Source organism: Rhodococcus sp. WY5 (assembly GCF_018588185.1).
GTDB lineage: Bacteria > Actinomycetota > Actinomycetes > Mycobacteriales > Mycobacteriaceae > Rhodococcus_F > Rhodococcus_F qingshengii.
On record NZ_JAAMPR010000001.1, the window covers coordinates 2,602,114 to 2,627,008 of the forward strand.

The 24,895-nt window shown below is 63.2% G+C and carries 23 protein-coding genes and 1 riboswitch; of the genes, 12 read left to right on the plus strand and 11 right to left on the minus strand.

The features are described 5' to 3' along the window. Positions 1 to 41: 41 nt before the first annotated feature. Positions 42 to 1,763 (plus strand): FUSC family protein, encoded by a 1,722-nt coding sequence (locus G4D79_RS12190; protein WP_099698085.1) that lies wholly within the window; start codon positions 42 to 44, stop codon positions 1,761 to 1,763. Here G4D79_RS12190 and G4D79_RS12195 read toward each other — a convergent pair. After that, a complete protein-coding gene (locus G4D79_RS12195) occupies positions 1,739 to 2,701 on the minus strand; it encodes a sigma-70 family RNA polymerase sigma factor (protein ID WP_099698059.1) in 963 nt (320 codons plus the stop codon). The genes G4D79_RS12190 and G4D79_RS12195 overlap by 25 nt on opposite strands. A 276-nt stretch (positions 2,702 to 2,977) precedes the next feature. Between G4D79_RS12195 and G4D79_RS12200 the strand changes: the two genes are divergently transcribed. The 6 genes from G4D79_RS12200 to G4D79_RS12225 are packed head-to-tail and all read left to right on the plus strand — an operon-like array spanning position 2,978 to position 9,347. Next, entirely contained in the window at positions 2,978 to 4,057 is a 1,080-nt protein-coding gene (locus G4D79_RS12200) for an ABC transporter substrate-binding protein (protein WP_099698058.1), read from the plus strand. Continuing rightward, positions 4,054 to 4,875 (plus strand): ABC transporter ATP-binding protein, encoded by an 822-nt coding sequence (locus G4D79_RS12205; RefSeq protein ID WP_099698057.1) that lies wholly within the window; start codon positions 4,054 to 4,056, stop codon positions 4,873 to 4,875. Before G4D79_RS12200 ends, G4D79_RS12205 begins: the two co-directional genes overlap by 4 nt. Further along, entirely contained in the window at positions 4,868 to 5,740 is an 873-nt protein-coding gene (locus tag G4D79_RS12210) for an ABC transporter permease (protein WP_030535349.1), read from the plus strand. Before G4D79_RS12205 ends, G4D79_RS12210 begins: the two co-directional genes overlap by 8 nt. Before the next feature lie 31 nt (positions 5,741 to 5,771). Next, positions 5,772 to 7,118: an LLM class flavin-dependent oxidoreductase gene (locus G4D79_RS12215; RefSeq protein WP_099698056.1), complete on the plus strand. Its 1,347-nt coding sequence runs from the start codon at positions 5,772 to 5,774 to the stop codon at positions 7,116 to 7,118. Further along, a complete protein-coding gene (locus G4D79_RS12220) occupies positions 7,115 to 8,347 on the plus strand; it encodes an MFS transporter (protein ID WP_058226126.1) in 1,233 nt (410 codons plus the stop codon). The genes G4D79_RS12215 and G4D79_RS12220 overlap by 4 nt, the downstream gene beginning before the upstream one ends. A gap of 13 nt (positions 8,348 to 8,360) precedes the next feature. Further along, a complete protein-coding gene (locus G4D79_RS12225; RefSeq protein WP_099698054.1) occupies positions 8,361 to 9,347 on the plus strand; it encodes an LLM class F420-dependent oxidoreductase in 987 nt (328 codons plus the stop codon). A gap of 9 nt (positions 9,348 to 9,356) precedes the next feature. Here G4D79_RS12225 and G4D79_RS12230 read toward each other — a convergent pair whose 3' ends face one another. The 5 genes from G4D79_RS12230 to G4D79_RS12250 form a co-directional block, all read right to left on the minus strand. After that, complete coding sequence (locus G4D79_RS12230; protein WP_003940490.1) at positions 9,357 to 10,019, minus strand: DUF3239 domain-containing protein; 663 nt, start codon at positions 10,017 to 10,019, stop codon at positions 9,357 to 9,359. Positions 10,020 to 10,093: 74 nt separating this feature from the next. Next, positions 10,094 to 12,172, minus strand: coding sequence for a peptidase (locus G4D79_RS12235; protein WP_081558299.1), 2,079 nt, complete (start codon positions 12,170 to 12,172; stop codon positions 10,094 to 10,096). Between the two features lie 102 nt (positions 12,173 to 12,274). Continuing rightward, positions 12,275 to 13,933: a DNA repair helicase XPB gene (locus tag G4D79_RS12240; RefSeq protein ID WP_003940219.1), complete on the minus strand. Its 1,659-nt coding sequence runs from the start codon at positions 13,931 to 13,933 to the stop codon at positions 12,275 to 12,277. A gap of 180 nt (positions 13,934 to 14,113) precedes the next feature. Continuing rightward, on the minus strand, positions 14,114 to 15,190 hold the full coding sequence (locus tag G4D79_RS12245; RefSeq protein ID WP_081558298.1) for an alcohol dehydrogenase catalytic domain-containing protein: 1,077 nt from the start codon (positions 15,188 to 15,190) through the stop codon (positions 14,114 to 14,116). Then, positions 15,187 to 16,380, minus strand: coding sequence for an LLM class flavin-dependent oxidoreductase (locus G4D79_RS12250; protein ID WP_064074070.1), 1,194 nt, complete (start codon positions 16,378 to 16,380; stop codon positions 15,187 to 15,189). The genes G4D79_RS12245 and G4D79_RS12250 overlap by 4 nt, the downstream gene beginning before the upstream one ends. Before the next feature lie 215 nt (positions 16,381 to 16,595). Between G4D79_RS12250 and G4D79_RS12255 the strand changes: the two genes are divergently transcribed. Both G4D79_RS12255 and G4D79_RS12260 read left to right on the plus strand, forming a co-directional pair. Further along, complete coding sequence (locus tag G4D79_RS12255; protein WP_064073975.1) at positions 16,596 to 16,907, plus strand: hypothetical protein; 312 nt, start codon at positions 16,596 to 16,598, stop codon at positions 16,905 to 16,907. Between the two features lie 54 nt (positions 16,908 to 16,961). Next, positions 16,962 to 17,612 (plus strand): TetR/AcrR family transcriptional regulator, encoded by a 651-nt coding sequence (locus tag G4D79_RS12260; protein ID WP_003940633.1) that lies wholly within the window; start codon positions 16,962 to 16,964, stop codon positions 17,610 to 17,612. A gap of 424 nt (positions 17,613 to 18,036) precedes the next feature. Here G4D79_RS12260 and G4D79_RS34965 read toward each other — a convergent pair whose 3' ends face one another. Together G4D79_RS34965 and G4D79_RS12265 are read right to left on the minus strand one after the other, a co-directional pair. Next, positions 18,037 to 18,162 (minus strand): hypothetical protein, encoded by a 126-nt coding sequence (locus G4D79_RS34965; protein WP_007733507.1) that lies wholly within the window; start codon positions 18,160 to 18,162, stop codon positions 18,037 to 18,039. 87 nt (positions 18,163 to 18,249) lie between these two features. Then, complete coding sequence (locus G4D79_RS12265) at positions 18,250 to 20,574, minus strand: helicase-associated domain-containing protein (protein WP_099698053.1); 2,325 nt, start codon at positions 20,572 to 20,574, stop codon at positions 18,250 to 18,252. A 60-nt stretch (positions 20,575 to 20,634) separates the two neighbouring features. On the opposite strand from G4D79_RS12265, the gene G4D79_RS12270 reads away from it, so the two are divergent. Beyond that, positions 20,635 to 20,823 (plus strand): hypothetical protein, encoded by a 189-nt coding sequence (locus G4D79_RS12270; protein WP_019744939.1) that lies wholly within the window; start codon positions 20,635 to 20,637, stop codon positions 20,821 to 20,823. Between the two features lie 83 nt (positions 20,824 to 20,906). Here the strand turns inward: G4D79_RS12270 and G4D79_RS12275 are convergent, their stop codons facing one another. Beyond that, a complete protein-coding gene (locus tag G4D79_RS12275) occupies positions 20,907 to 21,470 on the minus strand; it encodes a transglycosylase family protein (RefSeq protein ID WP_003939675.1) in 564 nt (187 codons plus the stop codon). 8 nt (positions 21,471 to 21,478) lie between these two features. Beyond that, positions 21,479 to 21,699, minus strand: a riboswitch (cyclic di-AMP (ydaO/yuaA leader). Positions 21,700 to 22,082: 383 nt separating this feature from the next. On the opposite strand from G4D79_RS12275, the gene G4D79_RS12280 reads away from it, so the two are divergent. After that, complete coding sequence (locus tag G4D79_RS12280) at positions 22,083 to 23,480, plus strand: YncE family protein (RefSeq protein ID WP_099698052.1); 1,398 nt, start codon at positions 22,083 to 22,085, stop codon at positions 23,478 to 23,480. 91 nt (positions 23,481 to 23,571) lie between these two features. On the opposite strand, the gene G4D79_RS12285 is transcribed toward G4D79_RS12280, so the two are convergent. Both G4D79_RS12285 and G4D79_RS12290 read right to left on the minus strand, forming a co-directional pair. Beyond that, positions 23,572 to 23,961, minus strand: coding sequence for a YccF domain-containing protein (locus G4D79_RS12285; protein ID WP_003939919.1), 390 nt, complete (start codon positions 23,959 to 23,961; stop codon positions 23,572 to 23,574). Positions 23,962 to 23,994: 33 nt separating this feature from the next. Then, positions 23,995 to 24,222, minus strand: coding sequence for a hypothetical protein (locus G4D79_RS12290; RefSeq protein ID WP_003940194.1), 228 nt, complete (start codon positions 24,220 to 24,222; stop codon positions 23,995 to 23,997). A gap of 215 nt (positions 24,223 to 24,437) precedes the next feature. On the opposite strand from G4D79_RS12290, the gene G4D79_RS12295 reads away from it, so the two are divergent. Then, positions 24,438 to 24,851, plus strand: coding sequence for a cold-shock protein (locus G4D79_RS12295; protein WP_007733502.1), 414 nt, complete (start codon positions 24,438 to 24,440; stop codon positions 24,849 to 24,851). Positions 24,852 to 24,895: the final 44 nt, after the last annotated feature.

The following is a 24,895-nucleotide window of genomic DNA, read 5'->3' on the forward strand; positions in this document are numbered from 1 at the left end:
GGACGACACAGACACGAACAGGCCGGCGCGAAGGATGGGCAGTGGACCCCGAAGAAACATCAGCGGGTCACGAGTCCAACCTCCCGGCTCCGCGGCCGGCGCGCAGCGTCCTGTTCGGATTGCCGCCGGTGGGAAACAGGTACCCCGGAGCGGTTCGCGTCGCCCTAGCCCTGGCGATTCCGGCGGCCATCGCCACACTGCTCGGATTCGGGTCTGCTTCGCTCCTGGTCGGCCTCGGTGCATTTGCATCGATCTACGGTGAGGGTCGTCCGTACCGGAGCAGGTGGAAGGCAGTCGGTATCGCTGCGACGGCGCTGACGATCCTGTCCTTCGTCGGGGCATCGGTGGGTGAGCCCGTCCACCGGGCCATCGCCGAGGGAGCGCCGACGGTGCTGCTCGTCTTTGTCGTGCTGATCATGGCCGTCGTGGTGTCGACCTGCGCCTTCACCGTCGACGCGCTTCGATTGGGTCCACCGGGCGCGTTCTTTCTGTTGCTCACCACCGAGATCAGTTCCGTGATCGCCACTCCCGGTCAGCCGCCGGTCGAGGTCGCGATGTGGACGGCAATCGGTGGGATCAGCGCGGTGGTCGTCTCGATGACGGGAATCCTGTGGGCACCGAGAGCTGTCGAACGCAGCGCTGTACAGGCAGCCGTCTCGGCCGTTGCGGAGTACACGGACGCTCAGGCGAGGTACGCCCCACCCGAACTCACGCGAGACAAACGCCACGCTGCAGCACTTCGGCTGCACGACGCGTGGCAGTGCCTTTACCGCGGCGCAATCGTCGGGAAAGACCACCCGTTGACCCGTGAACTCGAACGAGCGCAGATCTCGATGGCCAGAGCGATCTCCGACGACCACGATCCGGAGCTCATGGCGGACCCCGCGTTCGACGTCGACGAGGTCGGGGCCCACCCGCCTCTGCCCGACCCGACGATCCGATATCGGTTCCTCCGCGCCTGCAATCCGTCCAGCCGAGCGTCGGTGACGGCACTTCGGCTGTCCATTGCCTGTATGGCGGCGGGAACCCTCACCGTCCTGCTCGGCATCGATCGCCCGGACTGGGCGGTGATCGCCGCGGCGATGGTCCTTCATCAAGGACCGGATCGAATACTGGGCACCTATCGCGGAATCCACCGCATCGGCGGAACCGTCCTCGGGTTGATTCTGTTGGGTGCCATCTACGCCTGGAGTCCGACCGGTCTGTGGTTGGTGGCGGTACTTGCAGTCCTGATGGCGGGGATCGAGCTGTTCCTGGTGCGGAATTACGGGATAGCCGTCATCTTCATCACCGCCCTCGCGATTCTCCTCGGCGCGGCCGGTGGTACGCACGGGACCGTCCGACATCTGATCCTCAGCCGCATGCTCGAGACGGCAATCGGCGTCGTCGTGGCGTTGGTGGTCCTGTGGACGGTGGGGCGCGGTGCGCATCGACGCACTCTGATCTGGGTCGACGAACGGGCGAGTAGCGTGCTGTTCAAGCTACTGACCGAAATTCGCGCGAGGCACTATGCACCACAGGCGAATTGGTCGGAGCTTTCGGAGCTTCGACGGGACCTGGACTTCGAACTGCGAGGTAGCGCGATGGCCGGGATCGACGCCGCCCACAACGAACCCGAGTGGGCGTCGCAGCAGTGGAGGACGCACACCGAATTGCACCATCTGGGATCGGATGTACTGCACCGACTGTGGTTCGGCACGCAGGTGTCCAGATCACACCTCGAGGAATGGGAGTCTCGCTACTTGCGTTCGGGTTCGGTGTGATCGAGCATCGGCACAGCGCTGAACTTGGCTGGATTCGCAATGTCGTAGGCCGCGCACACGACTCCGTCGCGGACAGTGAAGCCGGCAACGCGAGCGGCGAACTGCGGGTACTGGTCGTCCCCCGGTGAGCCGGCGAATACACCGCCGAGCTGTCCGTTGACGAGAACTGGCGACATCGAGAACAACGCCGCCGGTCCGTACTTGCGGGCCAACCCCAGATAGAACCGCGCCACACGATCACTGCCGCGAACGACGTTGACGGCCGTGCGGGTAGTTCCGCCTGCGTCACCGATCAGGACGGCATCGGGATCGAGTGCATCGATCACGGCGTTCAGATCTCCACTCGCGATAGCCGTCACCAATCGCTCGACGGCGGCAGCATGCTCCTCGCTACTGACCGGGACCGGCGCCGAAGCTGCGGCTTTACGGGCCCGCGAGGCCAACTGACGGGCAGTGGCCACTTCGATGTCGAGGATGCGCGCAACCTCGGCGAAGGGCACGTCGAAGCCGTCATGCAGGACGAAGGCAACGCGTTGAGCGGGAGTAAGGGTGTCCAGGACGACGAGGGCAGCAAAACGATTCTGTTCCTGCCTCACGACGTACTCCAGCGGATCGGGTGTCGCTGAGGGTGTGCCCGCGGTGGCGTCGACGGGCGTGACGATCGGCTCCGGAAGCCACTGTCCGACATAGCTTTCTCTTCTGACCGCGGCCGATTTGAGATGATCGAGGCAGATTCGGCCGACAACTGTGGTGAGCCATCCGCGCAGTTCGCGGATCTGCAATTCGTCGCCTCGCGTGTTTTCGGCAACTTGAAGCCGTATCCACGCTTCCTGCACCGCATCCTGAGCGTCGCTGAAACTTCCGGTGAGACGGTAGGCTACCGACGTCAGGTGGCCACGGTGTTGCTCGAAGTCCTGCGCAGTCGTCGGCGAAAGCATGCCCTCATGATACTGACCTCACACATTAAATCCGGCATGAATGTAACCGTTGACCCAGGTAGTGGGTGCCGACGTATGGTTTCGGCACTGCTCACGGCTCGATCCTGTCTGCACATTCATTGGAGTCTCACGTGTTTCGGTCTTTCCCGCTCATGTCGCTCAACTGTTGTCGTTGAACTGACATTCCCACACCTGCCTGTGCCGAGTGCCGCACACGGCGCTCCGGACAGGTGTAGCCGAGAACTGAACCAATCATCTTCTACAGGAAGCAACTTCATGATTCGCCCTCGTTTCGCGCGCTCGGTAGCCGCGGTCGTCGCTCTTGTCACTCTGTCCAGTTTTGCCGTTGCCTGCTCGGGCTCCTCCGACGAAGTGGTCAAGACCGCCGACGGCAAGACCGTCCTGCGGTACGAGGGCAGCACCGGACAGGTCATCTACCCCGAACTGGCCGCTGACCTCGGCTACTTCAACGACGTGGAGCTCAACTGGATCGGCGATACGACCAGCGGCCCTCAGAGCATTCAGAACGCAGCGACCGGTCAAACCGAGTTCGGCGGAGCGTTCAACGGGGCGGTGGTGAAGTTGGCTTCCGCGGGTTCACCGATCACCTCGGTCATCGGGTACTACGGCTCCGACAAGGAGAGCTTCAACGGGTACTACGTTCTCGACGACAGTCCGATCAAATCGGCGAAGGACCTGATCGGCAAGAAGGTCGGGATGAACACCCTCGGTGCGCACCACGAGTTCGTCGTGCGTGAATGGCTTGCGCGGGAGGGGCTTACACCGGACGAGATCAAGCAGGTGGAACTGATCGTGGTTCCGCCGGTCAACACGGAACAAGCGTTGCGGCAGGGACAGATCGACGTCGCCACCCTCGGCTCGGTCTTCCGTGACTCCGCGCTCGAACGTGGTGGCCTTCGCGAGCTGTTCACCGACGAATCGCTGTTCGGCTCGTTCACCTACGGCACGTTGGTGTTCCGTGACGACTACATCGCGCAGAACAAGGAGGCGGTCGCCGATTTCGTGCAGGGAACAGCGAGGGCCATCCGCTGGACGCAGACGCACCCACGAGAAGAAGTGATCGCGAAGCTGACGTCGATCATCAACAGCCGCGGACGCAACGAGGACACCAAGCTCATCAGCTACTGGAAGAGCCCGGGGGTCGCCGGTCCCGGCGGAACGATCACCGATACCGAGATCAGCACGTGGATCGACTGGCTCACCCGTAACGGCGAACTCGAAAAAGGAAAGTTGAAGCCGTCGGACATCTACACCAACGAATTCAACCCGTACGCCAACGGAACGTATTCACCCGACAGCGGCGCTGACGGACAGGCACTGGAGGCAGCAAAATGAGCACAGAACCGAAACTACGGCTCGAGCACGTCACCAAACAGTTCGACGTTCGTGGGACCGACGAAGTTTTCACCGCGGTCGAGGACATCAACATCGACGTGGCGCCGGGGGAGTTCCTGGTCCTCGTCGGGCCGAGTGGTTGCGGAAAGTCGACTCTGCTGGACCTCCTCGGAGGACTCAGTTCGCCCACTTCCGGTCGAATCCTTCTGGACGGCAAGCAGATCACGGGCCCAGGCTTGGATCGGGGAATCGTCTTCCAGCAATACGCGCTGCTTCCATGGCGAACTGCACGTCACAACATCGAGTTCGGACTCGAAGCGAAGGGCGTGAAGAAGAGCGAGCGACGCGAGCTCGCCGAGCATTACCTCGAACTGGTCGGTCTGCAAGGTTTCGCGGATCGCTATCCGCACGAGTTGTCCGGTGGAATGAAGCAGCGAGTCGCGATCGCCCGCAGCCTGGCATTCGACCCCGAAGTGTTGCTGATGGACGAACCATTTGCAGCGCTGGACGCACAGACGCGAGAGTCGCTGCAGGACGAGCTTCTGCGCATCTGGAAGGCCACCGGCAAGACGATCCTGTTCATCACCCACGGAATCGACGAGGCCATCTACCTCGGGCAACGTGTTGCAGTACTGACGTCGAGGCCAGGGCGCGTCAAGACGATCGTCGACATCGACATCGACCGGTCCGGCGACGACGTGCGATCAGGTGAGGAGTTCCGAGTGTTCCGGCACCGGATCTGGACGCTACTGCACGGTGAAGTCGAGCGCGCTCGGGCCGGCGAACTCGATCCTGCCAAGGAGGTTGCACATGTCTAGCGCATTGGCGACGCCGGAGGTGGTCGCCACTCCGAAACCGTTGGCCGACAAAACACCTGACATTGCGCAGCGGAGCCAGGCCGGCGGCAAGGCGGCGCGCTACATTGGTTCCACCGCCTGGCGGATTGCCAAGCCGTCGATTGCGATCGCGATCTTCCTCGGGATCTGGGAAGCGGCACCTCGGCTCGGGCTGGTGGACAAGGTCTTCCTCCCGCCCTTCACCGAAGTTGTGTCCGCATTCTTCACCCTCGCCGAGAACGGACAATTGCAAGAGCATGTTTCCGCCAGTCTGACGCGTGCGCTGACCGGCTTCTTCGTGGCCATCGCGATCGCGATTCCGTTGGGAATTGCGATCGCCTGGTACCGCCCGGTCTCCGACTTCCTCAACCCGATTCTCGAATTGTTCCGCAACACAGCAGCCTTGGCGCTGCTTCCCGTCTTCGTGCTGATTCTCGGAATCGGTGAGGAATCGAAGATCGCCCTGGTGATCTACGCCTGCACCTTCCCGATCCTGCTCAACACCATTTCGGGTGTGCGCACGGTCGATCCGCTGCTGATCAAGTCCGCTGCCTCGCTGGGGTTCTCCTCGATTCGGCTGTTTCAGAAGGTGGTTCTGCCCGCCGCTGTTCCCACGATCTTCACGGGTATCCGCATGGCAGCCGCGTCGTCGATTCTCGTGCTGATCGCCGCCGAAATGGTCGGGGCCAAAGCCGGTCTCGGGTATCTGATCACCGCTTCACAACTCAACTTCCAGATCCCGAACATGTACGCGGGCATCGTCGCGATCTCGTTGTTGGGTCTGACAATCAACGCGATTCTGGTCCTGATCGAACGTCGGCTCTCGCGCTGGCGCGTCACCACCTGACCACACATTCACGGAAAGATTCTGCGAACTCATGTCCGAACGACAATTTCATCTGAACGCCTTCCTGATGGGCGTCGGCCATCATGAGGCGGCGTGGCGCCACCCACGCACAAACGCGGCCAACCTCCTGGACGTCAAGCACTTCCAGGAATTGGGGAGAATCGCCGAGCGTGGAAAGCTGGACTCGGTGTTCTTCGCCGACGGTCTAGCAGTCGGCCCGCGGGTCAAGTACAACACCCAGGCGATCTTCGAACCCGTCACCTTGCTGTCGGCGATCTCTGCGGCCACCGACAAGGTGGGACTGATCGCAACCGCGTCGACCAGTTACAGCGATCCGTACACTCTCGCAAGGAAGTTCGCTTCCCTCGATCACATCAGTGGTGGACGAGGCGGGTGGAACATCGTGACGTCGGCCGGCGCCGACGAGGCCGCGAACTTCGGCCTCGATGCGGTACCGACGCACAGCGGTCGTTACGAGCGCGCCGAGGAGTTTCTCGACGTGACGCTCGGACTCTGGGACAGCTGGGAAGAGGGGGCAGTTGTCCTGGACGAAGAGACCGGAATCTTCGCCGATCCTGATCGTGTCCATCGCATCGACCATGACGGTCAACGATTCACGGTGGCCGGCCCGCTCAATTCGCCGAGGTCTCCACAGGGACGTCCGTTGCTCGTGCAAGCCGGTTCCTCCGAGAGCGGTAAGGACTTCGCGGCGAAGTATGCCGAGGCCGTGTTCACCGCTCAACGAACACTCGAGCAGGGGCAGGATTTCTACACCGACCTCAAAGCGCGGCTGATCAAGTACGGGCGTGGTCCCGACGAGATCAAGGTGCTGCCAGGCATCGTTCCCTTCATCGCGGATACGGAAGAAGAAGCCAAGGCGCTGGAGCAGTCGTTCGCGGATCTGATCTCACCTGAGTACTCGCTGCGCCAACTCTCGAACATGGTGGGTGTCGATCTCACCGAGCATTCTCTGGATGCCCCGCTGCCACCGTTGCCGGACATCGATCGCATCCAAGGAAACAAGAGTCGATACCAGCTCGTCAAAGACCTTGCGGAGAGCGAAAACCTCACCGTCCGTGAACTGATCGGCAAACTCGGCGGTGGCCGTGGGCATCGGACATTTGCCGGGACACCGGAGCAGGTCGCGGACGAGTTGACCGAATGGTTCGACAAGGGCGCCGCGGACGGCTTCAACATCATGCCGCCCTATCTGCCCGGAGGGCTCGAGGTGTTCGTCGACCGAGTCGTGCCGATTCTGCAGGCGCGTGGGATCTTCCGGACCGAATACACGGAATCCACCCTGCGGGGTCACTACGGCCTCGATCGTCCGGCGAATCGGTTTTCGCGGGCCGCTGACGCGGCAGAAGTGAGCGCGTGACGGAAACACTGCCCAAGGAACAGCCGGCGATTGCCGGTCTCAAGCCACTCGTCACAACGGTTTTCGTACCGGCGGCCATCTTCGGGATCGGTCAGGGTGCGGCTGCCCCCATCATGGCCGTCACCGCGCGCGACCTGGGTGCATCGGTTGCCGTCGCCGGCCTGATCGTTGCACTCGGTGGTTTGGGCGCCGTACTCGGTGACCTCCCCGCCGGCAGGATCGTGTCGCGTTTCGGTGAGCGCAGGTCGATCATCGGCGGAAGTTCCTTGGGTGCAACAGGAGTGGTGATCTGTCTCCTTGCGCAGACTCCGTGGATGCTCGGTATCGGCGCACTGTTGACCGGATTGGCGAATGCGGTGTGGGGCCTTGCGCGGCAGAGCTACCTCGCCGAGACCGTGTCACTCGGTCTACGGGCCCGAGCAATGTCGTCGTTCGCCGCGATGTGGCGGTTGGGTTTCTTCCTGGGACCGCTCATCGGGGCCGGCGTGATTCTCCTGGTGGGAGCGCGCGGAGGATTCCTCGTCCAATTGGTGGGCGTCGTGCTCGCCGGGGCGCTGATGGCCCGCGTTCCCGACCCGCCACGAAAGGTGCAGGCAGGCAACAGCGATCACGGACACGTCACGCTCCCGGAGATCCTTCGCCGTCATCGTGCCGCTCTGTCGACGCTCGGGACAGGCTCCCTTCTGATGGGCGCCGCCCGCGCTTCGCGTGAGGCCGTTCTTCCATTGTGGGCATTGCACCTCGGATTGGATGCAGCCCAGGTGAGTGTGATCTTCGGTATCGGTGCGGCCGTGGACCTGCTGTGCTCGTACCCGGCCGGACACATCATGGACCGATACGGCCGCAGGCTGGTCGCGGTGCCTTCGCTGACGGTGATCGGTGTGTCGTACCTACTGTTGCCGTTCTCGACGGGTGCAGTGGGATTGACCGTGGTCGCTGTCGTGATGGGGATCGGCAACGGACTGGGCAACGGCGTGATCATGACCCTCGGTGCCGATATCGCCCCGCCCGAAGAACGCGCCGAGTTCCTCGCTGCATGGCGATTGACTCACGACACCGGCATGTTCGGTGGGCCGCTCGCGATCGGTCTACTCGCCGCGGTGCTCCCACTCGGGTGGGCATTCGCCGCCCTGGGCGCGACGTCGTTCGCCGGCGCGGCGATGATGTTCCGCTTCATTCCGGTCTACTCTCCGCGGGTGTCACCCCGGTCGCGCGTCGGGAAACTGTAGGTAGGCTCGCTACATGCGATTCGGACTGTTCGTACCTCAAGGCTGGCGTCTGGACCTGGTCGGCATCGACCCCGCGAAGCAGTGGGAGGTGATGCGAGACTTCACGCTGCGCGCGGAGGCAGGGCCGTGGGAGTCGGTGTGGGTCTACGACCACTTCCACACCGTTCCCCAGCCGACGGAAGAAGCGACTCACGAGGCGTGGACGTTGATGGCCGCACTCGGTGCATCGACGTCGCGTATCCGACTCGGCCAGATGTGTACCGCCATGAGCTACCGAAACCCGGCGTACCTCGCCAAGGTCGCCGCGACCACCGATCTCATCACGGGTGGACGCGTCGAGATGGGCATCGGCGGCGGTTGGTACGAGCAGGAGTGGCGTGCGTACGGCTACGGTTTCCCCTCTGCCGGTGAGCGTCTGGGCCGCCTCGACGAAGGAATCCAGATCATGCAGCAGGCGTGGTCGACCGGCAGTTCGACGCTCGACGGCAAGTACTACCAGGTCGACGGAGCGCTGTGCCGTCCACTTCCGTTGCAAGAGGGCGGAATTCCCATCTGGGTTGCCGGTGGCGGCGAGAAGGTCACACTCAAGATCGCGGCCAAGTACGCGCAGTACACGAACTTCGACGGCACCCCGGCCGGCTTCGCGCACAAGTCCGAGATCCTGAAGAAGCACTGCGACACCGTCGGTACCGATTTCGACGCCATCGTCCGTTCGGCCAACTACAACGTGGCCATCGGCGCGACGGAATCCGAGGTGGCTCAGCGGTTGGAGACACTGAAGGCCCGACTGACGCCGTTGGTCGGCGAAGCTGCCGCCAATGCGTCGCTCGATGCGTTCCGCGGAATGCCTGCCGTGGGTACGCCCGAGCAGATCATCGAGAACCTGTCGGCGCTCGAGGCGCAGGGACTCGAGTACGGAATCTTCTACTTCCCCGAGGCCGCGTACGACACGTCGGGAATCGAGATGTTCGAGAAGGAAGTGCTGCCCGCGCTCGCGTAACCGTTGGGGCTAGCGCAGCGAGTCAGGAAGATCGGCCGGGTTGATCAGAACCCGGCGATCGGGGTGGGTGCGAACTTCTTCGGAATCGGGAATCCGGCTCTGCAGGAAGTTCCACTCGCTCGCACTGACAGCAGCGATCGCGCGTGCCAGCACTGCCGAGTCCTTGGTCCCCCACTCGATCGGCATGGGACTGACCATCTGCCACGTGTCAGCCTTGCTGCGGGTGGAACGATCCGAACGCAGTGCGACCGACGGAATGCGGTCGCCGACTCGCCACTTCGGATTGAGTCGAACGTTGCGGCTGACGAGCGCGTACTTCGGTGCTCCGGCCGCAGGCTTCGCGATGTCGATCAATGCCGTCAAGGTCGCCGCTCGAGGGTGAACCTCGGTGACGATCGCGGGAACCAGTGGGTTGTCCGCATACAGAGATTCGACGCTTCCCACCTTGCGAGGTGCCCACACGGCAACCCACAGGGAACTGGCCGCACCGATGGCGAGGACCGCGCCGATGATGATGGACCACACCTCGCCCATGCTGATCAACCAGGCCCCGACCGCGGCGAGGACGATCGCGAAGATCACCGCAGAAATCTGCAGGCGGCGTACATCGGCCAGTGTGTCGTTGACCGACTTGGCGTGAGCCTTGTCGACGGTGAACTGGAAGTCAGCCACGAAAAATTCCTTCGGGTGGTGCCGGACGATCTAGGACCGGCCCCCGATCGCCCGGGGACCGTCCACCAGCGTAGCTAGTTTCGCGCGCGCTCCCACATCTGCAGGTAAGCCTCGGCGCCGCGGCTCATGTCCTCGATGATGGTGTCGCCGTCGGCTCCCGCGGCGATTCGCATGTCCGCGATCCAGTCGGGAATCATCCCGTACTGCGCCACGCCGTCGGTGTTCACGTCGAAAACCCGGGTGCCGGCGCGCTGCTGGTCCATGACCGTGCCGTCGAAGGCGGTGTACGGATATTGCAGCGGATTTTCTGCGGCGTCGCCGCGCGGTGCGGCCTGCGGCCCGAAGCCGTTGGTGTCGGCGCCGTAGCCGAAACCGAAGTAGTAGTTCTCGCTTCGCATCGCCCGTGCGTCCCGCCACTGGTCGATGAACCCACGCTCTTCGGGCTTTTCGTCCGATGCGTCGAGTTGTCCGGCGTACAGGGCGACAAATCCGCCGAGTGCGTAGATCCGCTTGTACAGGCTCGGGTCGCTCCAGCTGTGACTGGAAACGACGCCGGAGTAGTTCGCAGCTTCGAGAATATCGAGAGCCGCTTCGGCGGTCTTGACGCTCATGTGATCGATGTCCACGATCATCCCTCGGTCCATCAAACCTCGGATCGTGTACGCGCCGAGGTCGGTCAGGCCGTGCGAATTGCATTGCGGACCAGAGGGGTACACCGGAAGCGTCACTCCGGGTGGGAGTACCGCGAGAAGATTCTGTGCGCCGTCGACCTTGGTGGGCAGCACATTGTCCTCGGCAACGCCGGTGCATGGTTCCGACTGCCAGAACTCCCCGGTGCCCAGGTAGTTGCCGATGTTGACGGCCACTCCGGTGACGCCGCCGTCGAAACGGGCACCGCCGAGGGCGTTGTCGAACTTGTGCGTGACGATCATCTGCCGGACACCGAGGTCGTACAACTCGTCCAGGCCGCGGTCGATGTCGTCCTCGGTGCACTGCGGAATTCCGTTGCGCACAGAGCAACCGAAGGGTTCGGACACCTCCACCCCGAGGGTGACGGCCAGCTTTCCGTCGGCGGCCACCTGCCTGGCCTGTTCAGGGGAGCTCACGATGCGGAACCAACCCCGGCCGGGACCGCCGTACTGGGCGTCGATGTAGTCCTGGAGTTCGCGTGTCTGCTGCGCCTGGATCCGGACGGTCTCCATCTCGTCACAGGGATTTCGTTTACTCGGATACAGCTCGCACAGGACACGGTTGGCGACAAAGAGGTTGGTGAAGATTCGCAGACCGCCACGCCAGGCCCGCTCGACCCACTTGTAGTACGTCTGCTCGTGTGTCAGTGAATCGTGCGCCGGCCAGTCGGTGAAACTCGGCCAGCCGGTGGTGTCGTGAGTTTCGAAGGGATTGCCGTACGACAGAACGTTTTCGAGGAGCGCCGGTATCCCGTCGGGTTGATGGTCCGGGCAGTCGACGAGCGCTGCGGTGACGCCCTGAGGATCGAAAGGTCGGCCGCAGTGCAGGTTTCCGCCCATGAACTCGGAAGCATTCATGTGCACGTGTGTGTCGATGAATCCGGTGACTTCACCGTTCGGTCCGATTTCTCCCGGAACGCCGTTTGCGCCCACCTCCGCTTCGGGGAAGTCGGCGCAGCCGTCGCGCGGGATCAGCGTGAACGCAGATTCGGGAACGTCACCGGGATCGGACATCGTGAGCATCAAATCTCGCGAGATCAGTTGTCGGCCGTTCGAGGTCGCTGTCAGAACGAAGGACTCGCCAGTGGACATCACGGTCCAGTCGGTGGACGGAGTTGCTTCGGAAGTGGCGAGCACCGAGTCTGCGCCGTCGTGCGAGAGCATCGACCCGTCCGGGCCGTACAGCATGAATCGACCCAACTGGGCCGCATGTAGCCGGAACGGTTCGGCGTCTGCGGCTTTCGTTACGTCGGTGAGGTACGCCGACCCGTCACGACGGACGAAATCACCAGACTCGGTGCGCAGCGCGAAGCAACCGTTCGCAAGTGCGTACACCGAGTTCTGCGCAGTAGGAGCAGGACTCGGTGCCGCGGCGCTGACGCCGGTCGCGGCGACGACGACGGCGGCAGTCAGCAGCGAGATGGTTCCGGCGAGCCGACCCCGTAGACGTGGAACTGAGCGCATGGTGCTGGTGACCCCCGGCCGATGGACACGACTGTGACAGGGGACACTCTACAGATAACTGGACGTATGTCCATTTAATTCTGCAACGTGTTGCAGAAATGCTCAGCCGATTGCAGGTCCGAGCAGGTCATCGGCGTCGGTGATCCGGTAGGCGTAGCCCTGTTCGGCGAGGAATCGCTGACGATGTGCCGCATACTCCGCATCGAGAGTGTCGCGCGAGACCACCGAATAGAAGTGAGCCTGACCGCCGTCGTGCTTGGGTCGCAGTAGGCGTCCGAGTCGCTGCGCTTCTTCCTGTCTCGACCCGAAGGTTCCCGAAACCTGCACGGCGACAGACGCCTCCGGAAGGTCGATCGAGAAGTTCGCGACCTTACTCACCACCAGCGTCTGGATCTCACCGTTACGGAACTGATCGAAGAGGATCTCGCGTTCCTTGTTCTTGGTGGATCCCTTGATCACCGGGGCGTTCAGGGCTTCGCCGAGTTCGTCGAGCTGATCGAGATACGCACCGATCACCAAAGTCGGAGAATCGGGGTGCTTGGCCAGGATCGACTTCACGACCGCAATTTTCGTGTGAGCCGTCGAGCACAGTTTGTAGCGCTCCTCCGGTTCGGCGACGGCATAGGACATGCGCTCGGCGTCCGTCATCGTCACTCGCACCTCGACGCAGTCGGCCGGCGCGATCCAGCCCTGCGCTTCGATGTCCTTCCACGGAGCGTCGTAGCGCTTGGGGCCGATGAGCGAGAAGACGTCGCCTTCGCGGCCGTCCTCACGAACCAGCGTTGCGGTCAGGCCGAGACGGCGGCGCGACTGCAGATCTGCCGTCATCCGGAAGACGGGCGCGGGCAGCAAGTGGACCTCGTCGTATATCACCAGTCCCCAGTCGCGGGAGTCGAAAAGTTCGAGGTGCTTGTACTCGCCCTTCGTGCGACGTGTGATCACCTGGTAGGTCGCGATCGTGACCGGCCGAATCTCCTTGCGCTCGCCGGAGTATTCGCCGATTTCTTCCTCGGTCAACGATGTACGCGCGATCAACTCACGCTTCCACTGACGACCGGCAACGGTATTGGTGACGAGGATGAGGGTGGTGGCCTTGGCCTTTGCCATCGCTGCGGCGCCCACCATCGTCTTGCCGGCGCCACACGGCAGCACGACGACGCCCGAGCCGCCGGCCCAGAACGAATCCGCTGCCATCTGCTGGTAGTCGCGCAGTTCCCAGTGGCCCTCTTCGAAAGCGAGATCGATCGGGTGCGCTTCGCCGTCCACGTAGCCGGCGAGGTCCTCGGCCGGCCAGCCCACCTTGAGCAGCATCTGCTTGAGGCGGCCGCGTTCGCTCGGGTGGACGATCACGGTGTCGTCGTCGACCTTCTCACCGAGCATCGGCGAGATCTTCTTGTGTCGCATCACCTCGGTGAGGACTGCGCGGTCGAGGCTGACCAGGATGAGGCCGTGCACCGGGCTCTTGACCAGCTGTAAGCGTCCGTACCTGGCCATCGTGTCGACGATGTCGACCAGCAGCGGTTGTGGAACCGCGAATCGTGAGTACGACACGAGCGCGTCGACAACCTGCTCGGCGTCGTGTCCGGCGGCGCGGGCATTCCACAAGGCCAGGGGAGTGATGCGATACGTGTGGACGTGTTCGGGGGCCCGTTCGAGTTCCGCGAAGGGGGCGATTGCCTGCCTGGCATCGCCGGCGCGCTCGTGGTCGACCTCCAACAGCAGCGTCTTGTCGGATTGGACGATCAACGGTCCGTCGGTCACGGAATCCTCCTAGTGAAGCAAACGCGGCAGCCACAGAGCGTTGCGCCGCGTTGTCGGCTGACGCCAACCCTGCCATTGTCCTGGTATCGGGGCGCAGACGCCAACATGCGACGCTCGCACAGCCCGAAGTAGAGGTGCCCGAGTGCGAGCACCCCTACGTCAACAGGGCAGGATCGACCGCTATTCCGGGAGGCCCGCGGGTAGCACGAGGATCTTCACGTGTTCGTCGGGTGCGCGCAGAGCTGCGAAAGCGTCCGAGACTCCATCCAGACCGACCCTGCCGGTGATGATCGCTTCGGCGTCGATCTCGCCGTCGGCGAGCCTCTGCAGGGTGATGTCGTAGGCATTCTCGTAAGGACCGTGACCGAAATTGATCGAGATCCTCCGGAACTGCCCGACGACGGGAATGATCGTCTCGTCGCCGAACGGCGCAGCCAGAACCTGAATCCGCGAGTTGAACGGCAGAGTGTGCATCAGTTCTCCGATGACTCCCGCCCGGCCGCTGCATTCGTAGGCGATCAGAACTCCGTTCGCGGCCTGGCCGACAAGCTGGTTGCCTTCGGCGATCATTCGATTCCACAGTTCGATCGGATCCTGCTCGGCCGGATCGACGACGATGTCCGCGCCCATCTTCGCGGCGAGCTCGCGTCGTTTGGGGGAGGGCTCCGACGCGATGACGATCTGCGCTCCGCGCGCTTTCGCGGCGACGATGGCGCCCAGTCCGATCGTTCCGCAACCGATGACGAGCGCCGAATCGGCCGAGGTGAGGCCGGACTGTTGGAGATGCATCTCGCCGACGTGGAGAGGTTCGGCAAGTGTGGCGTGCTCGAGTGACAGGTGGTCGGGAACTTTGCGGACCCAGAACGCGTCGACGACTATGTGATCGCCGAACGCGCCGTGGTACTCGTTCGAGTAGCCGATGATCGTCGGGATCCCGGTAGCGGTGTCGGTGGCCAAGCCGATGCCGGCCACCCGATCGCCGATCGCGAAATCGTCTACTGCAGAACCGGTCTCGGAGACGAGACCCGCGTATTCGTGCCCCAGCACCACTGGCGCGTCCGGATCGAAGGTGGCGAGCGGGTAGCCCCCGTCGTGCGCGACCTCGACGAATCGGCACGGGTCCTTCGACATGCTCAGGTCGCTGCCGCAGATCCCGCAGGCGACGACGTCGATGCGGATCTGATGGGGTGCCAACGGCGGCGGGTCGGCGATCTCGGTGACCGCGAATTCTCCCTGCTGGAAACGGACGGCCCTCATGCGCGCACGGCTCCCGTCTCGGCCGGCCGGCCGTAGTAGTCGGTATGGGCTTTGGTGATCGCTCCGACCAGCCCGCCGATCAGGTATTCGCGGTTGTCCTCGGCGAACTGCATGCTCGCCTGACGCCCGACATTTCGCTTCCGGAAGTGCGGGACCACCTCGGAGGCGAACAATTCGTAGCTGCGTTTGGTGTCCTCCCAGCTCGCCATGTCGACGTGAAGGATCAAGAACGTGCCGAACCCTCCCGTCTTCTCGATCAGACGCTCGATCTGTGCGATCGCATCTTCGGGGGTACCGATGATCGCCTGACCGAACTCGCCGAGCGTGTCGTTGCGCCACTGATCGATGACTCCGGCCGGTGTATCTGCCCAGGCCGGGTTCTGGCCGGTCTGTCGATTCACGTAGGAAGCCATCGATCCGATCCGTCGGCTCACGGCGCGCTCGGCCTCCGCTCGGGTCTCGGCGATGAACATCGGATTGACCACACGCCACGTCGCTCGGTCGGCGCGGTGGCCGTGTTCGGCCGAGACCTTCTCGTACACATCCCAGTTGCGATCCAGTGCGTCGAAGCCGCTGGGTGAACTCGCGGCCAATGAGAGCAGGGAGAGGCCGTTCTTGCCTGCGAGCACCGAACCGTTGGGGGAAATCGTGGACGCTGTCACTGTCTCGATGCCGTCCGCGCGGTAGGTGGGCAGCTGTGCGCGTGCGTCACGCAACGTGAACCAGTCGGTTTCCATGTTGACGACCTCGCCGCGAAGCAACGCGAGAATGGCCTCGAGCGCTTCGCCCTGGCGACGACGCTGGTCCGACGGGTTGATGCCCATCATGTGCGCATCGAGGGGGATCTTGCCCGGGCCGGTGCCGAAGATGAGTCGTCCGCGCGTCTGCAGATCGAGCTGAGTGATGCGGTCGGCCGTGATCAACGGGTGGTGATAGGGCAGAGACGTCACGCCTGTGCCGAACTGGATGCGCTCGGTTCGCTCTGCGGCGGCCGCGATGAACATGTCCGGGGCAGGCACGATCTCGGCGCCGGTCGAATGATGCTCACCCATCCACGCTTCTTCGAATCCGAGGTGGTCCAGGTGTGTCATGAGGTCGATATCGCGTCTGAGTTGCAGGGCGGGATCGGCGTCGAGCGGATGGTACGGGGCGAGGAAGGCTCCGAAGCGGATGGACGATGCGGACCACACGATGACAACTCCTGTCGACAGGGGAGTGATTTGGATCACTCGCTCTGATCGAGATGTCTAACATGGATCAACTGATCCAATAAGTTGAGCCTCCCGCACAGTGGGAGATTTGTAATCACCTGTAGTTCAACGTTATCTGGTGCAATGACGTCGGATATCGTTGTTGCGAGTCGATCGACTGAACCAAGTACTTTCCGAAGGAGTATTGAAGAGGTATGCAACTGGACGTCACAATCACCCCCGACTCCTCGACCGTCGAACTGAACAGTGTCGACGACTTCACCAGTCTCTCGGTCGTCGTTGGCGGCGACGATCGATCCGAGACTCTGAGTCGGGTACTGGAACCGTGGGGGGAACTCGAGGGGGATCACGTCTGGCTCGACATCGGCCACTTGGAGCAAGCCGTCGCTGCCCGGATCGGAAACACCGAGTGGAGACAGAAGTTCTCCGCGATGGTGGTCTACGCACGCGCCCACGGCTGGGTGGATCGCGACAACAGGGTGCGAGCACACCGTGAATCACTCTGACTCCGCGTTCGCCACGGTTGAGACGTTTGTCGAGCCCGTGCGAAGCTCGTTCGTATGACCGACTCCCGGCAGAACCGTCAAGGCGACGCGACGCGTCTGCGTTTGCTCAAAACTGCTGAAAGGCTTTTCGCGACAGAGGGATTGGATGCAGTTTCGCTGCGCTCGGTCAACGCCGCGGCCGGTCTCGGGCCGTCATCGGTCCACTACCATTTCGGAACCAAGGACGATCTGGTCGCAGCGGTGCTGTTGGACATGGGAACGTCGGTGCGAGATCAGATCAGCGCGAACGTCGACGCCCTCTCCGCCGACAAGACGCCGCCGACGGTGGAGGCGCTGGTACGGGCCGTCACTGCGCCCTACAAGGCATTGCTCCTTCGCCATCGCACGCGGGGAATGCGATGGATCAGAATCGTCACGCAGATCTCGCAGCCGCAGATGTCACGACCGGGCCATCCAGCCCTCGAGGCGACCGAGCTGCACCTGCGTGAACATCTTCTCGACCAGGTCCGTCGTACTTTTCCTGCTACCGATCCCGAACGGCTCGAGACTCGCTGGGCGATTGCCTTGATGGGCTTCCTCCAGGCGTTGAGCCGGGCGGACGATTGGAGCGGAAGTGGCAAGCCGCTCGCGCCGGAGCGGCTTGCCGACTTCTACGAGGACCAGGTCGTCTTTCTGGTGGGTGGTGTGCGGCAGTTATTGGGGTGAGCGCCTAATCGATGCGTCTCCTATTTCTGCGCGACCACTGACTTCCGCATTTCCATTACATGAGTAATAGCTTCGGAAATTCCGGACCGGTAACCGATATTCTTTTCGGAATCACCCGGAGTGGAATCAAGCTCCGATTCGAGTCTCGTTTGAATGCGGTCCAGGGTATGGATTGTTCTTTTCACGATGGTTGATTCTCTTTCTGCGGTAAATCCGATAGAAGTATTCCGGATTGCCGAGCGTGTTCGTCGAGGACGCAGAGTGAAGCGAGGGTCATGCCCGCTGCGTACCCGCGCGAGCGTGCGTCAGTTCCTCGATTACGTGACTTGAACAGGTTGAACGTTTCGTGCAGGTGCACGAGGGTGTCGGTGGAGGCAGGCATTGGTCAGCTTCGCAATCAGCTCGTCTTCTCTGGACTTTGCTGTCAGCTCCGCTTCCGCTTACGGATGAACTCGGAAGACTCCGCAGTTTTCGCCCGCTTCTCCGCGCGGCGTTCCTTGATCGACTGGGCGGGTTTCTTCATGTTCTTACCCGGCGCCTTGTCAGCCATTGTCGCTCCTCATTTTTCGAAGTGGCAATCACAAACTGACCTCGACCATACTTCATTTACAGAAAAAAGCCAGTTGCTTCTTTTTTGCTACTTTTTTCCGGAGTCGACGGGGCTGACGGAAGTAATTCGGTGCAACGTGAAACGGCGAACCGCGCCGCTCGCGGGGTCGAAGGCGTCCAGCTGTCCGCCGCCCACGCTGACGGGGTCGACGATGCGATGCGTCGCGACCCCCTGGGCGTCGACGTAGCCGATGTTGACGCTCGAATTGTCTCGGGCCGCCGTGGCCAGCAAGGCGATGGTGGCGGCGTTGTTCTCCCGTGAACCGTCCGTTCGCACTCCGCCGCGGCCGGGGGCGGAAGCACGGTCTCCGGCCCGCATCGTGCGGACCAACGACGCCAGCTGATCCGCCGACGGGCTCGCCGGCATCCTCGACGCCGGTCGGCTGCGACGGTTGGGTACACGTGCCCCGCGTGGGCGGAGATCGACCAACGTGCCCGAGGAGTCCTCACCTGCCGGCGCGAATCCGGCGGCTCGCAGCTCGGTCAGGACTTCGCGGAGAGGGGCCTGCGAAATCGCGACGGTGGGAGCCAAGGCGCGCAGTGCCAACGGCTCGGCCACTGCGGATGCGAGGACCTCCGCCAGCAGTGACGCGTCCTCACATCGAATGAACGACGCCGCCACTCCGGCACGCAGTCGTCCGTGTCGACGGGCGACATCGTCGACCAGATACGAAAGTGATTGGGGGACAGGAGTCTTCGATTTCGAAGCGAACATCGTATGCAGTTCGGTGGCCGTCAGACCGGCGTCGAGCGCACGACGCACGCTGTCCTCGCTGATGCGGTACATGGACGCCGATCCGGCCGACTCGATGTCTGCGACCAGGCTCACCTGCTCGAGCAGGTCCGGTACCAGCGGGCCGGGCGCAACCAGAGTCAGATCTGCCTGGACCAGGATGTAGTCGATGGGCTCGGGTAGGGCGGACTGCATTTCGGCTTCGGCGTCCCCGCCGTGCAGCAAAGCTCGTCCAGGTGACGACAACGCGCCGCGGGCCACCAGCCCGAGCGCGGCGGCCTCGTCCAGAGTCCGCTCGATCGCGAACGTCCGTAGGCGCCCGCTCCATCGCGGGCGTCGCCACGCCAGTAGTCGACTTACCTCGACGGCCGACGCGGTCTGGCCGCTGTCGAGTTCGGAGAGCAGCCCGAGAATGGCCTGACGATCTCGCGGAGCCGCCGGAGCGCGGCCCTCCTCGGACAACGCCGCGATCGGCTTGTCGGTGGAATCGCGCAGCCCGATCATCCACGGGACTCGAGGTACGTCGACCCAGGCGGACGCCAGGACCTCCCACCGTCGCGCTGTGGATGCGTTCAGCCAGCCGTCGACCGCGAGCGTGGGCGTCCAGTATTCGTCCGCGTTGTCCGAGACCGGCGCCGGATCTGGTGTTCCACTGGCGATGAGTCCGGCTGCCGAGAGCAACTCGACAAGTAGGCTCACGCGCGCTTCGTCGAGATCGGCCGTCTTGGCCACGCGTCGTAGTTCTCGAACACCGAGCCCACCGGCTCGCAGTGCGGGGGCCGGCGCTGCGCCCAGAACAGCGATCACGTTCTCGCATTGGCGTACCAACTCGAGCGCCTCGCCGGCTGCTGCGGCGTTCACGTCCGCCGGCTTGAGTTTGTCGCCCCCGATGACAGGTTCGGTCAGCGTCGTCGGATCGAAAACCGGCTCGCCGCGGATGACCTGACGAACCGTCGCCGGAAGCTCGACGGTCTGCTCGTCGAGCCACCGCAGCAGGCCGGCCGCCAGCAGTCGTTGAACCGGGCGCTCTGGCGGCGTTCCGGGGGCAGCGTCGCGGGTGCGACCGATCGGGCTGGAGTTGGCGAGTGTCTCGAGGAGATCCCGCTCGCGGGTGTCCAGAGCGTTGAGCGCAGCCGAGATCTCGGTCTCGGTCATCGCCTCGGCAGGTTCGAGGGCGCGCCCCACACGCCACGGAATCATCCCGATGACTGCCGGGACGACGCTGATGGGATCGACACCCCAGATGAGGGCGGACGCGCGCATCTTCGACAGAGACTTGTCGACGGCCTTCTTGGTGACCTTGCCCTTGCCGGTCAGGGCGCGTTCGGCGATCGCACTGTTGAGCTCCGCCCGCGTCATCGGAGTTTCCTCGGCGCCGGCCAGTGCCAACAATTCGAGAAGACCGAAATCGAGGGTGTCGAGTTCGTCCGCGGCTCGGCTGACCGACGCGCGTTGCTGTGCCCGACCGCTGAGAACCACCATCGTGCTCGGCGGCGGTACGGCCAGATCGGGGCGCAGACGCAGCAACTCCGTCAACTCGGCGTCACTGCGCGCCGAGAGCCAATCGGTCAGACTTTCGGCTGCGGAACTGCCCGCCGGGGTGCCACGTGTTTCGGTCATCAGGTATCAGATTAGAGACCTGGTCTGTACGGCGTAACGGCGTCCTGTCAAAATGACTTCGTGGCCAACAATTCGAAGCAACACTATGTAGATCCAGGATGGCCGGAAACTGCAGACGGAGATCACGCAGTGACCGAATTGTCATCGACCCGCGCAGGTGGACTTTCACCCTTCGGCGAGGACACCACCTTTCCGGTTCCGGTGGAGTCACTTCCTTACGTACACCCGCACACCGTCATCAACCGATAACAACTCGACACGAAGAAGGCCCGCACCGAATCGGTGCGGGCCTTCTTGATGTTCGAGCGTCCGAGCGGACAGTCTTGCCGGTGTTACTTGAGGAACGACTTCGCGGTGTCGGCGACTGCGAGGATCTGCGGGTCGACCGGGATGCCGTTGGCCTCGGCGAATGCGATTGCCTGATCGATGGCGTCGGCGACCGGGTGTGCAACGGTCTGTGCGACCTGCTGCGCCGGAGCCGGAGCTGCCTGAGGAGCCGTCGTGGCCGGAGCGGAACGCTCGGTGGCGCCGCTGCTCAGCCCGAGGCTGGAGGAGCAGGACGGCCATGCGCCCCAACCCTGGTTTGCGAGAACACGCTCGGCAACAACGATCTGCTGCTCGCGAGTGGCCTGGTTTGCGGTGGCTGCGTACTGTCCGCCGCCGTGTGCGTTCCACGTGCTGGGGGAGAACTGCAGTCCGCCCTGGTAACCGTTGCCCGTGTTGATGGCCCAGTTTCCGCCGGCCTCACACTGGGCGAGACGATCCCAGTCGGAGTCGGGGGCAGCGTTTGCGGTTCCGGTGGCTGCAATTCCTGCTACGCCCATGATGGCGCCGGTGACGGCGACCTTGGCGACAGTGCGGCCGGTGGTGGTGGGCTTGCGATGGCGTCCGCTCATGATGGTCGAAATCCTCTCCACACGCGCCTGCGAGGTCAGCTGTCGGGTTCGGGCTGAGAGGTCGCCCGGCCTCGCCTTTCCTGGCTGGAAAGGGTCTGGCTTCACCCCAAGATTCGGTCTTGCGATCGAACCGGTGTCCACTGGAGAACTTTTCTGTTCTCACAGAGGACTTTGGGTCCCCCGTCCTCGTCCCTGGAATGCTCTGTCGGAAGTCCGGTACCCGCGGGACAAGGCTTGGCGCGGCGGGCCGGAGGTGGCCGAGTTTCCCGGCCGAAAACGACGGTAACGGCTCGAGTCGCTCGTGTCACCATTTGATAACGCGGCGTGGCGAAAGACGTACAACGCGTCACACAAAGCGCAGGAGACTCTTCCCAGGTAGGTGGGGGTGCCTGAGTGAATGTCCGGTTGTGTCCGTTCCGTTATCCATCCGTAATGTGAGCAAGGTCACACGTTATGCGGAAATAGAATTTCGGGCGATTGAGAGGTGTGTCGATCCGGACCCAAGGTGTGGCCCGTGTCTCAACATCGACTTTGAAACTTAGGTTAGGTTTGCCTGACTTGCCTCGCTTGGGCAGGTTTCGCAGAGTCTTCCAAAGAAGTAGGGCACCCCTCATGAAACTGCAATACCGTCGGCGTGCGGTCACCGCGTCACTCGCCGTTGCCGCTGCTGCTGTCGGCCTGGCCGTCACTGCTCCCGCTGCACACGCCTCACCCGAGGATCCGACACACGGTGTTGTCGGAAGCTATTCCGCAACCCAGCCCGGCGACATCGTCGTCGACGCGGCAGCCCACCGCGGATACATCACGCAGTACGGCGGACCGACCAGCTCGTTGTCCGTCGTCGACACGAACACCGGCAAGTCCGTCGGCACCATCGACGGCGTCGTCGGTTACCCGTCGGCACTTGCCGTCGACTCGGGCCTCGGACGCGCATACGTGTCCTCCTCCTACGGCGGCGCGATCTCGATTGTCGACACGAAGACCGGCAAGGTCGAAAAGACGGTCACGCTGAGCGAGAAGAACCCCGACGGCTCGCGTCCGCAGATCAACGATGTCGTCGTCGATCCCACAACACACCGCGCGTACTTCTCGGACTACAAGTCCGGCAACATCCGAGTCGTCGACCCCAACGCCGCCGACGCCGTGTCGAGCATTCTGGTCGACAAGTCGGCGACGCCGACCAAGCTCGCCTTCGACAGTGTCCGCGGCTTCCTCTACATCGCGGACACCAACTTCTTCGACGAGAATTACGGCCGCACGCTGTGGCAGGCGGACGTACGCAAGGGCGGAGCACTCAAGTCGATCGTGCGTGCCGACAACCTCTACCCGGTCGACGTCGATGTCGACACGAACACCGGCAACATCTACATGACCGACACCCGGGCAACCAACCTGTGGGCGATCACCCCGGCCGGCGCGGTTCTGTCGAAGACCACGCTGTCTCCGACCGCGATTCCCAACGGCGTGGTCGTCGACGCTGCGGCAGGCATTGCATATGTCGCGGACGTCATGAACGGACACCTGTGGTCGGTCGATCTGACGACCCGCGCCACCACCGCTCTGACCGATACCAAGGTTCCGGCACTGGAGAAGGTCAAAAACCTCGCGCTCGACACCTCGACCGGCGCCATCGCGTCGACGACCAACGGGGGCAAGGTGACAGTCGTTGCTGCGTACCCGCTACCCGCGACCGTCGAATTGCCTGCCGCTCAGGTAGGTAAGGCGTATTCGCACAAGCTCGCTGCCGCCGACGCGCGCGCAACCTTTGCACTCACCAGTGGCACTCTGCCCGGCGGACTGTCCCTCGCACAGGACGGCACCATCTCGGGTACCCCCACCGCTGTCGGCAGCGGCAGCGTCGAGATCACTGCGAAGAGCGTGCTTTCGCGTGCTTCGAGCGTGACCATCGTGGTCTCCGAGGGGCCGGTCGGCCCCGTCGATCCGGGCAACCCGGGAACGGGTACCGGTTCGCTCGGTAACCTCCCCGGACTCGGTAGCCTCGGGCGCTGACCCGACCTGATACGAGAGAACCCGACCACAGCACCTGCTGTGGTCGGGTTCTTCGGTCTGCGAGGCCGCTTTCGCGTAACGCGATCGACGACTATGCGTAATTCACCCGGTCCACGTCGACGATCTCCTTGCCGAGCGGCATCAGCGAGATCGGAATCATCTTCAGGTTCGCGACCGCGAGCGGAATTCCGATGATCGTGATCGCCATCGCGACGGCGGTGACGATGTGTCCGATCGCCAACCAGATACCGGCGATGATCACCCAGATGACATTGCCGATCATCGAACCGACACCAGCGGTCGGCTTGTCGACGACGGTCTTACCGAACGGCCACAGTGCGTAGATGCCGATGCGGAATGCCGCGATTCCGAAGGGAATCGTGATGATGAGGATGCAGCAGATGATGCCTGCGGCGAAGTAACCCAACGCCAGCCAGAAGCCGCCGAAGACCAGCCAGATCACGTTCAGGAGGATTCTCATGGTCAGTGACCTTTCGGTTGGAGGCGGGAGTGATCAGCGCACGCGTCGACCGGATCTGAGCGTGTAGACGATGGCCAGAAGGAAGCCGATCGGGCACGCGAGTGCTACCAGGTACAACGCCAGGCCGGGTGGGGTGTCGCTGAAGATATGGACTGCGAAGATGGCCACGATCGCCAGGAATCCGACGATGAACAGTGCCATCGCCGTACGGAACAGACCGTTTCCGGTGCCGGAAGTGCGCGGGTTCGGTTGAGGGTCCACACCTACGAGGATAGTGCCTGTAAACCTGGGTGCCGACCCGGGTTCGTCACAGGTAGACTGTTAACAGACTGCGCGCCCCGCTGAAGCAAGTGTGGGGCGCGTTCTTTTGCATTCTTCCACCGGAAGCGATGCGAGCAAGGCCATGAGGCTCTTCCGAGAGCCTCCCGAGCACATTGGGGCAGACGCCCCAGTCGAGTGATGAGCAGGTGAACGCGGTGCCGACCGGCAAGGTGAAGTGGTACGACGTCGAAAAGGGTTTCGGCTTTCTGTCGCAGGAAGAGGGCGAGGACGTCTACGTCCGTGCTTCCGCTCTCCCCGAGGGCGTCGAAGGCTTGAAGGCCGGCCAGCGCGTCGAGTTCGGAATGGCTGCGGGCCGCCGCGGTCCGCAGGCACTGAGCCTGAAGGTACTCGAGCCGGCGCCGTCGTTGCGCGGCGCGACGGCGACGCGTCGTGAGCCCGTCGAGCGTAAGCACACCCCTGATCAGTTGCACGGCATGGTCGAGGACATGATCACGTTGCTCGAGGCGAAGGTCCAGCCGGATCTGCGCAACGGCAAGTACCCGGACCGCAAGACCGCTCAGCGGATCTCCGAGGTCGTCAGGGCCGTCGCTCGCGAGCTCGACACCTGATCGCTCGATACGAGCTGCCATACACGGCTTCGAAACAAAATGCC

Coding starts and splice junctions, on each gene's coding strand:
- G4D79_RS12195 (WP_099698059.1), bottom strand. CDS start 2,701: ATGCTTTCGCCGACGACTGCGCAGGACTTCGAGCAACACCGTGGCCAC.
- G4D79_RS12200 (WP_099698058.1), top strand. CDS start 2,978: ATGATTCGCCCTCGTTTCGCGCGCTCGGTAGCCGCGGTCGTCGCTCTT.
- G4D79_RS12205 (WP_099698057.1), top strand. CDS start 4,054: ATGAGCACAGAACCGAAACTACGGCTCGAGCACGTCACCAAACAGTTC.
- G4D79_RS12210 (WP_030535349.1), top strand. CDS start 4,868: ATGTCTAGCGCATTGGCGACGCCGGAGGTGGTCGCCACTCCGAAACCG.
- G4D79_RS12215 (WP_099698056.1), top strand. CDS start 5,772: ATGTCCGAACGACAATTTCATCTGAACGCCTTCCTGATGGGCGTCGGC.
- G4D79_RS12225 (WP_099698054.1), top strand. CDS start 8,361: ATGCGATTCGGACTGTTCGTACCTCAAGGCTGGCGTCTGGACCTGGTC.
- G4D79_RS12235 (WP_081558299.1), bottom strand. CDS start 12,172: ATGCGCTCAGTTCCACGTCTACGGGGTCGGCTCGCCGGAACCATCTCG.
- G4D79_RS12245 (WP_081558298.1), bottom strand. CDS start 15,190: ATGAGGGCCGTCCGTTTCCAGCAGGGAGAATTCGCGGTCACCGAGATC.
- G4D79_RS12255 (WP_064073975.1), top strand. CDS start 16,596: ATGCAACTGGACGTCACAATCACCCCCGACTCCTCGACCGTCGAACTG.
- G4D79_RS12260 (WP_003940633.1), top strand. CDS start 16,962: ATGACCGACTCCCGGCAGAACCGTCAAGGCGACGCGACGCGTCTGCGT.
- G4D79_RS34965 (WP_007733507.1), bottom strand. CDS start 18,162: ATGGCTGACAAGGCGCCGGGTAAGAACATGAAGAAACCCGCCCAGTCG.
- G4D79_RS12265 (WP_099698053.1), bottom strand. CDS start 20,574: ATGACCGAAACACGTGGCACCCCGGCGGGCAGTTCCGCAGCCGAAAGT.
- G4D79_RS12275 (WP_003939675.1), bottom strand. CDS start 21,470: ATGAGCGGACGCCATCGCAAGCCCACCACCACCGGCCGCACTGTCGCC.
- G4D79_RS12280 (WP_099698052.1), top strand. CDS start 22,083: ATGAAACTGCAATACCGTCGGCGTGCGGTCACCGCGTCACTCGCCGTT.
- G4D79_RS12285 (WP_003939919.1), bottom strand. CDS start 23,961: ATGAGAATCCTCCTGAACGTGATCTGGCTGGTCTTCGGCGGCTTCTGG.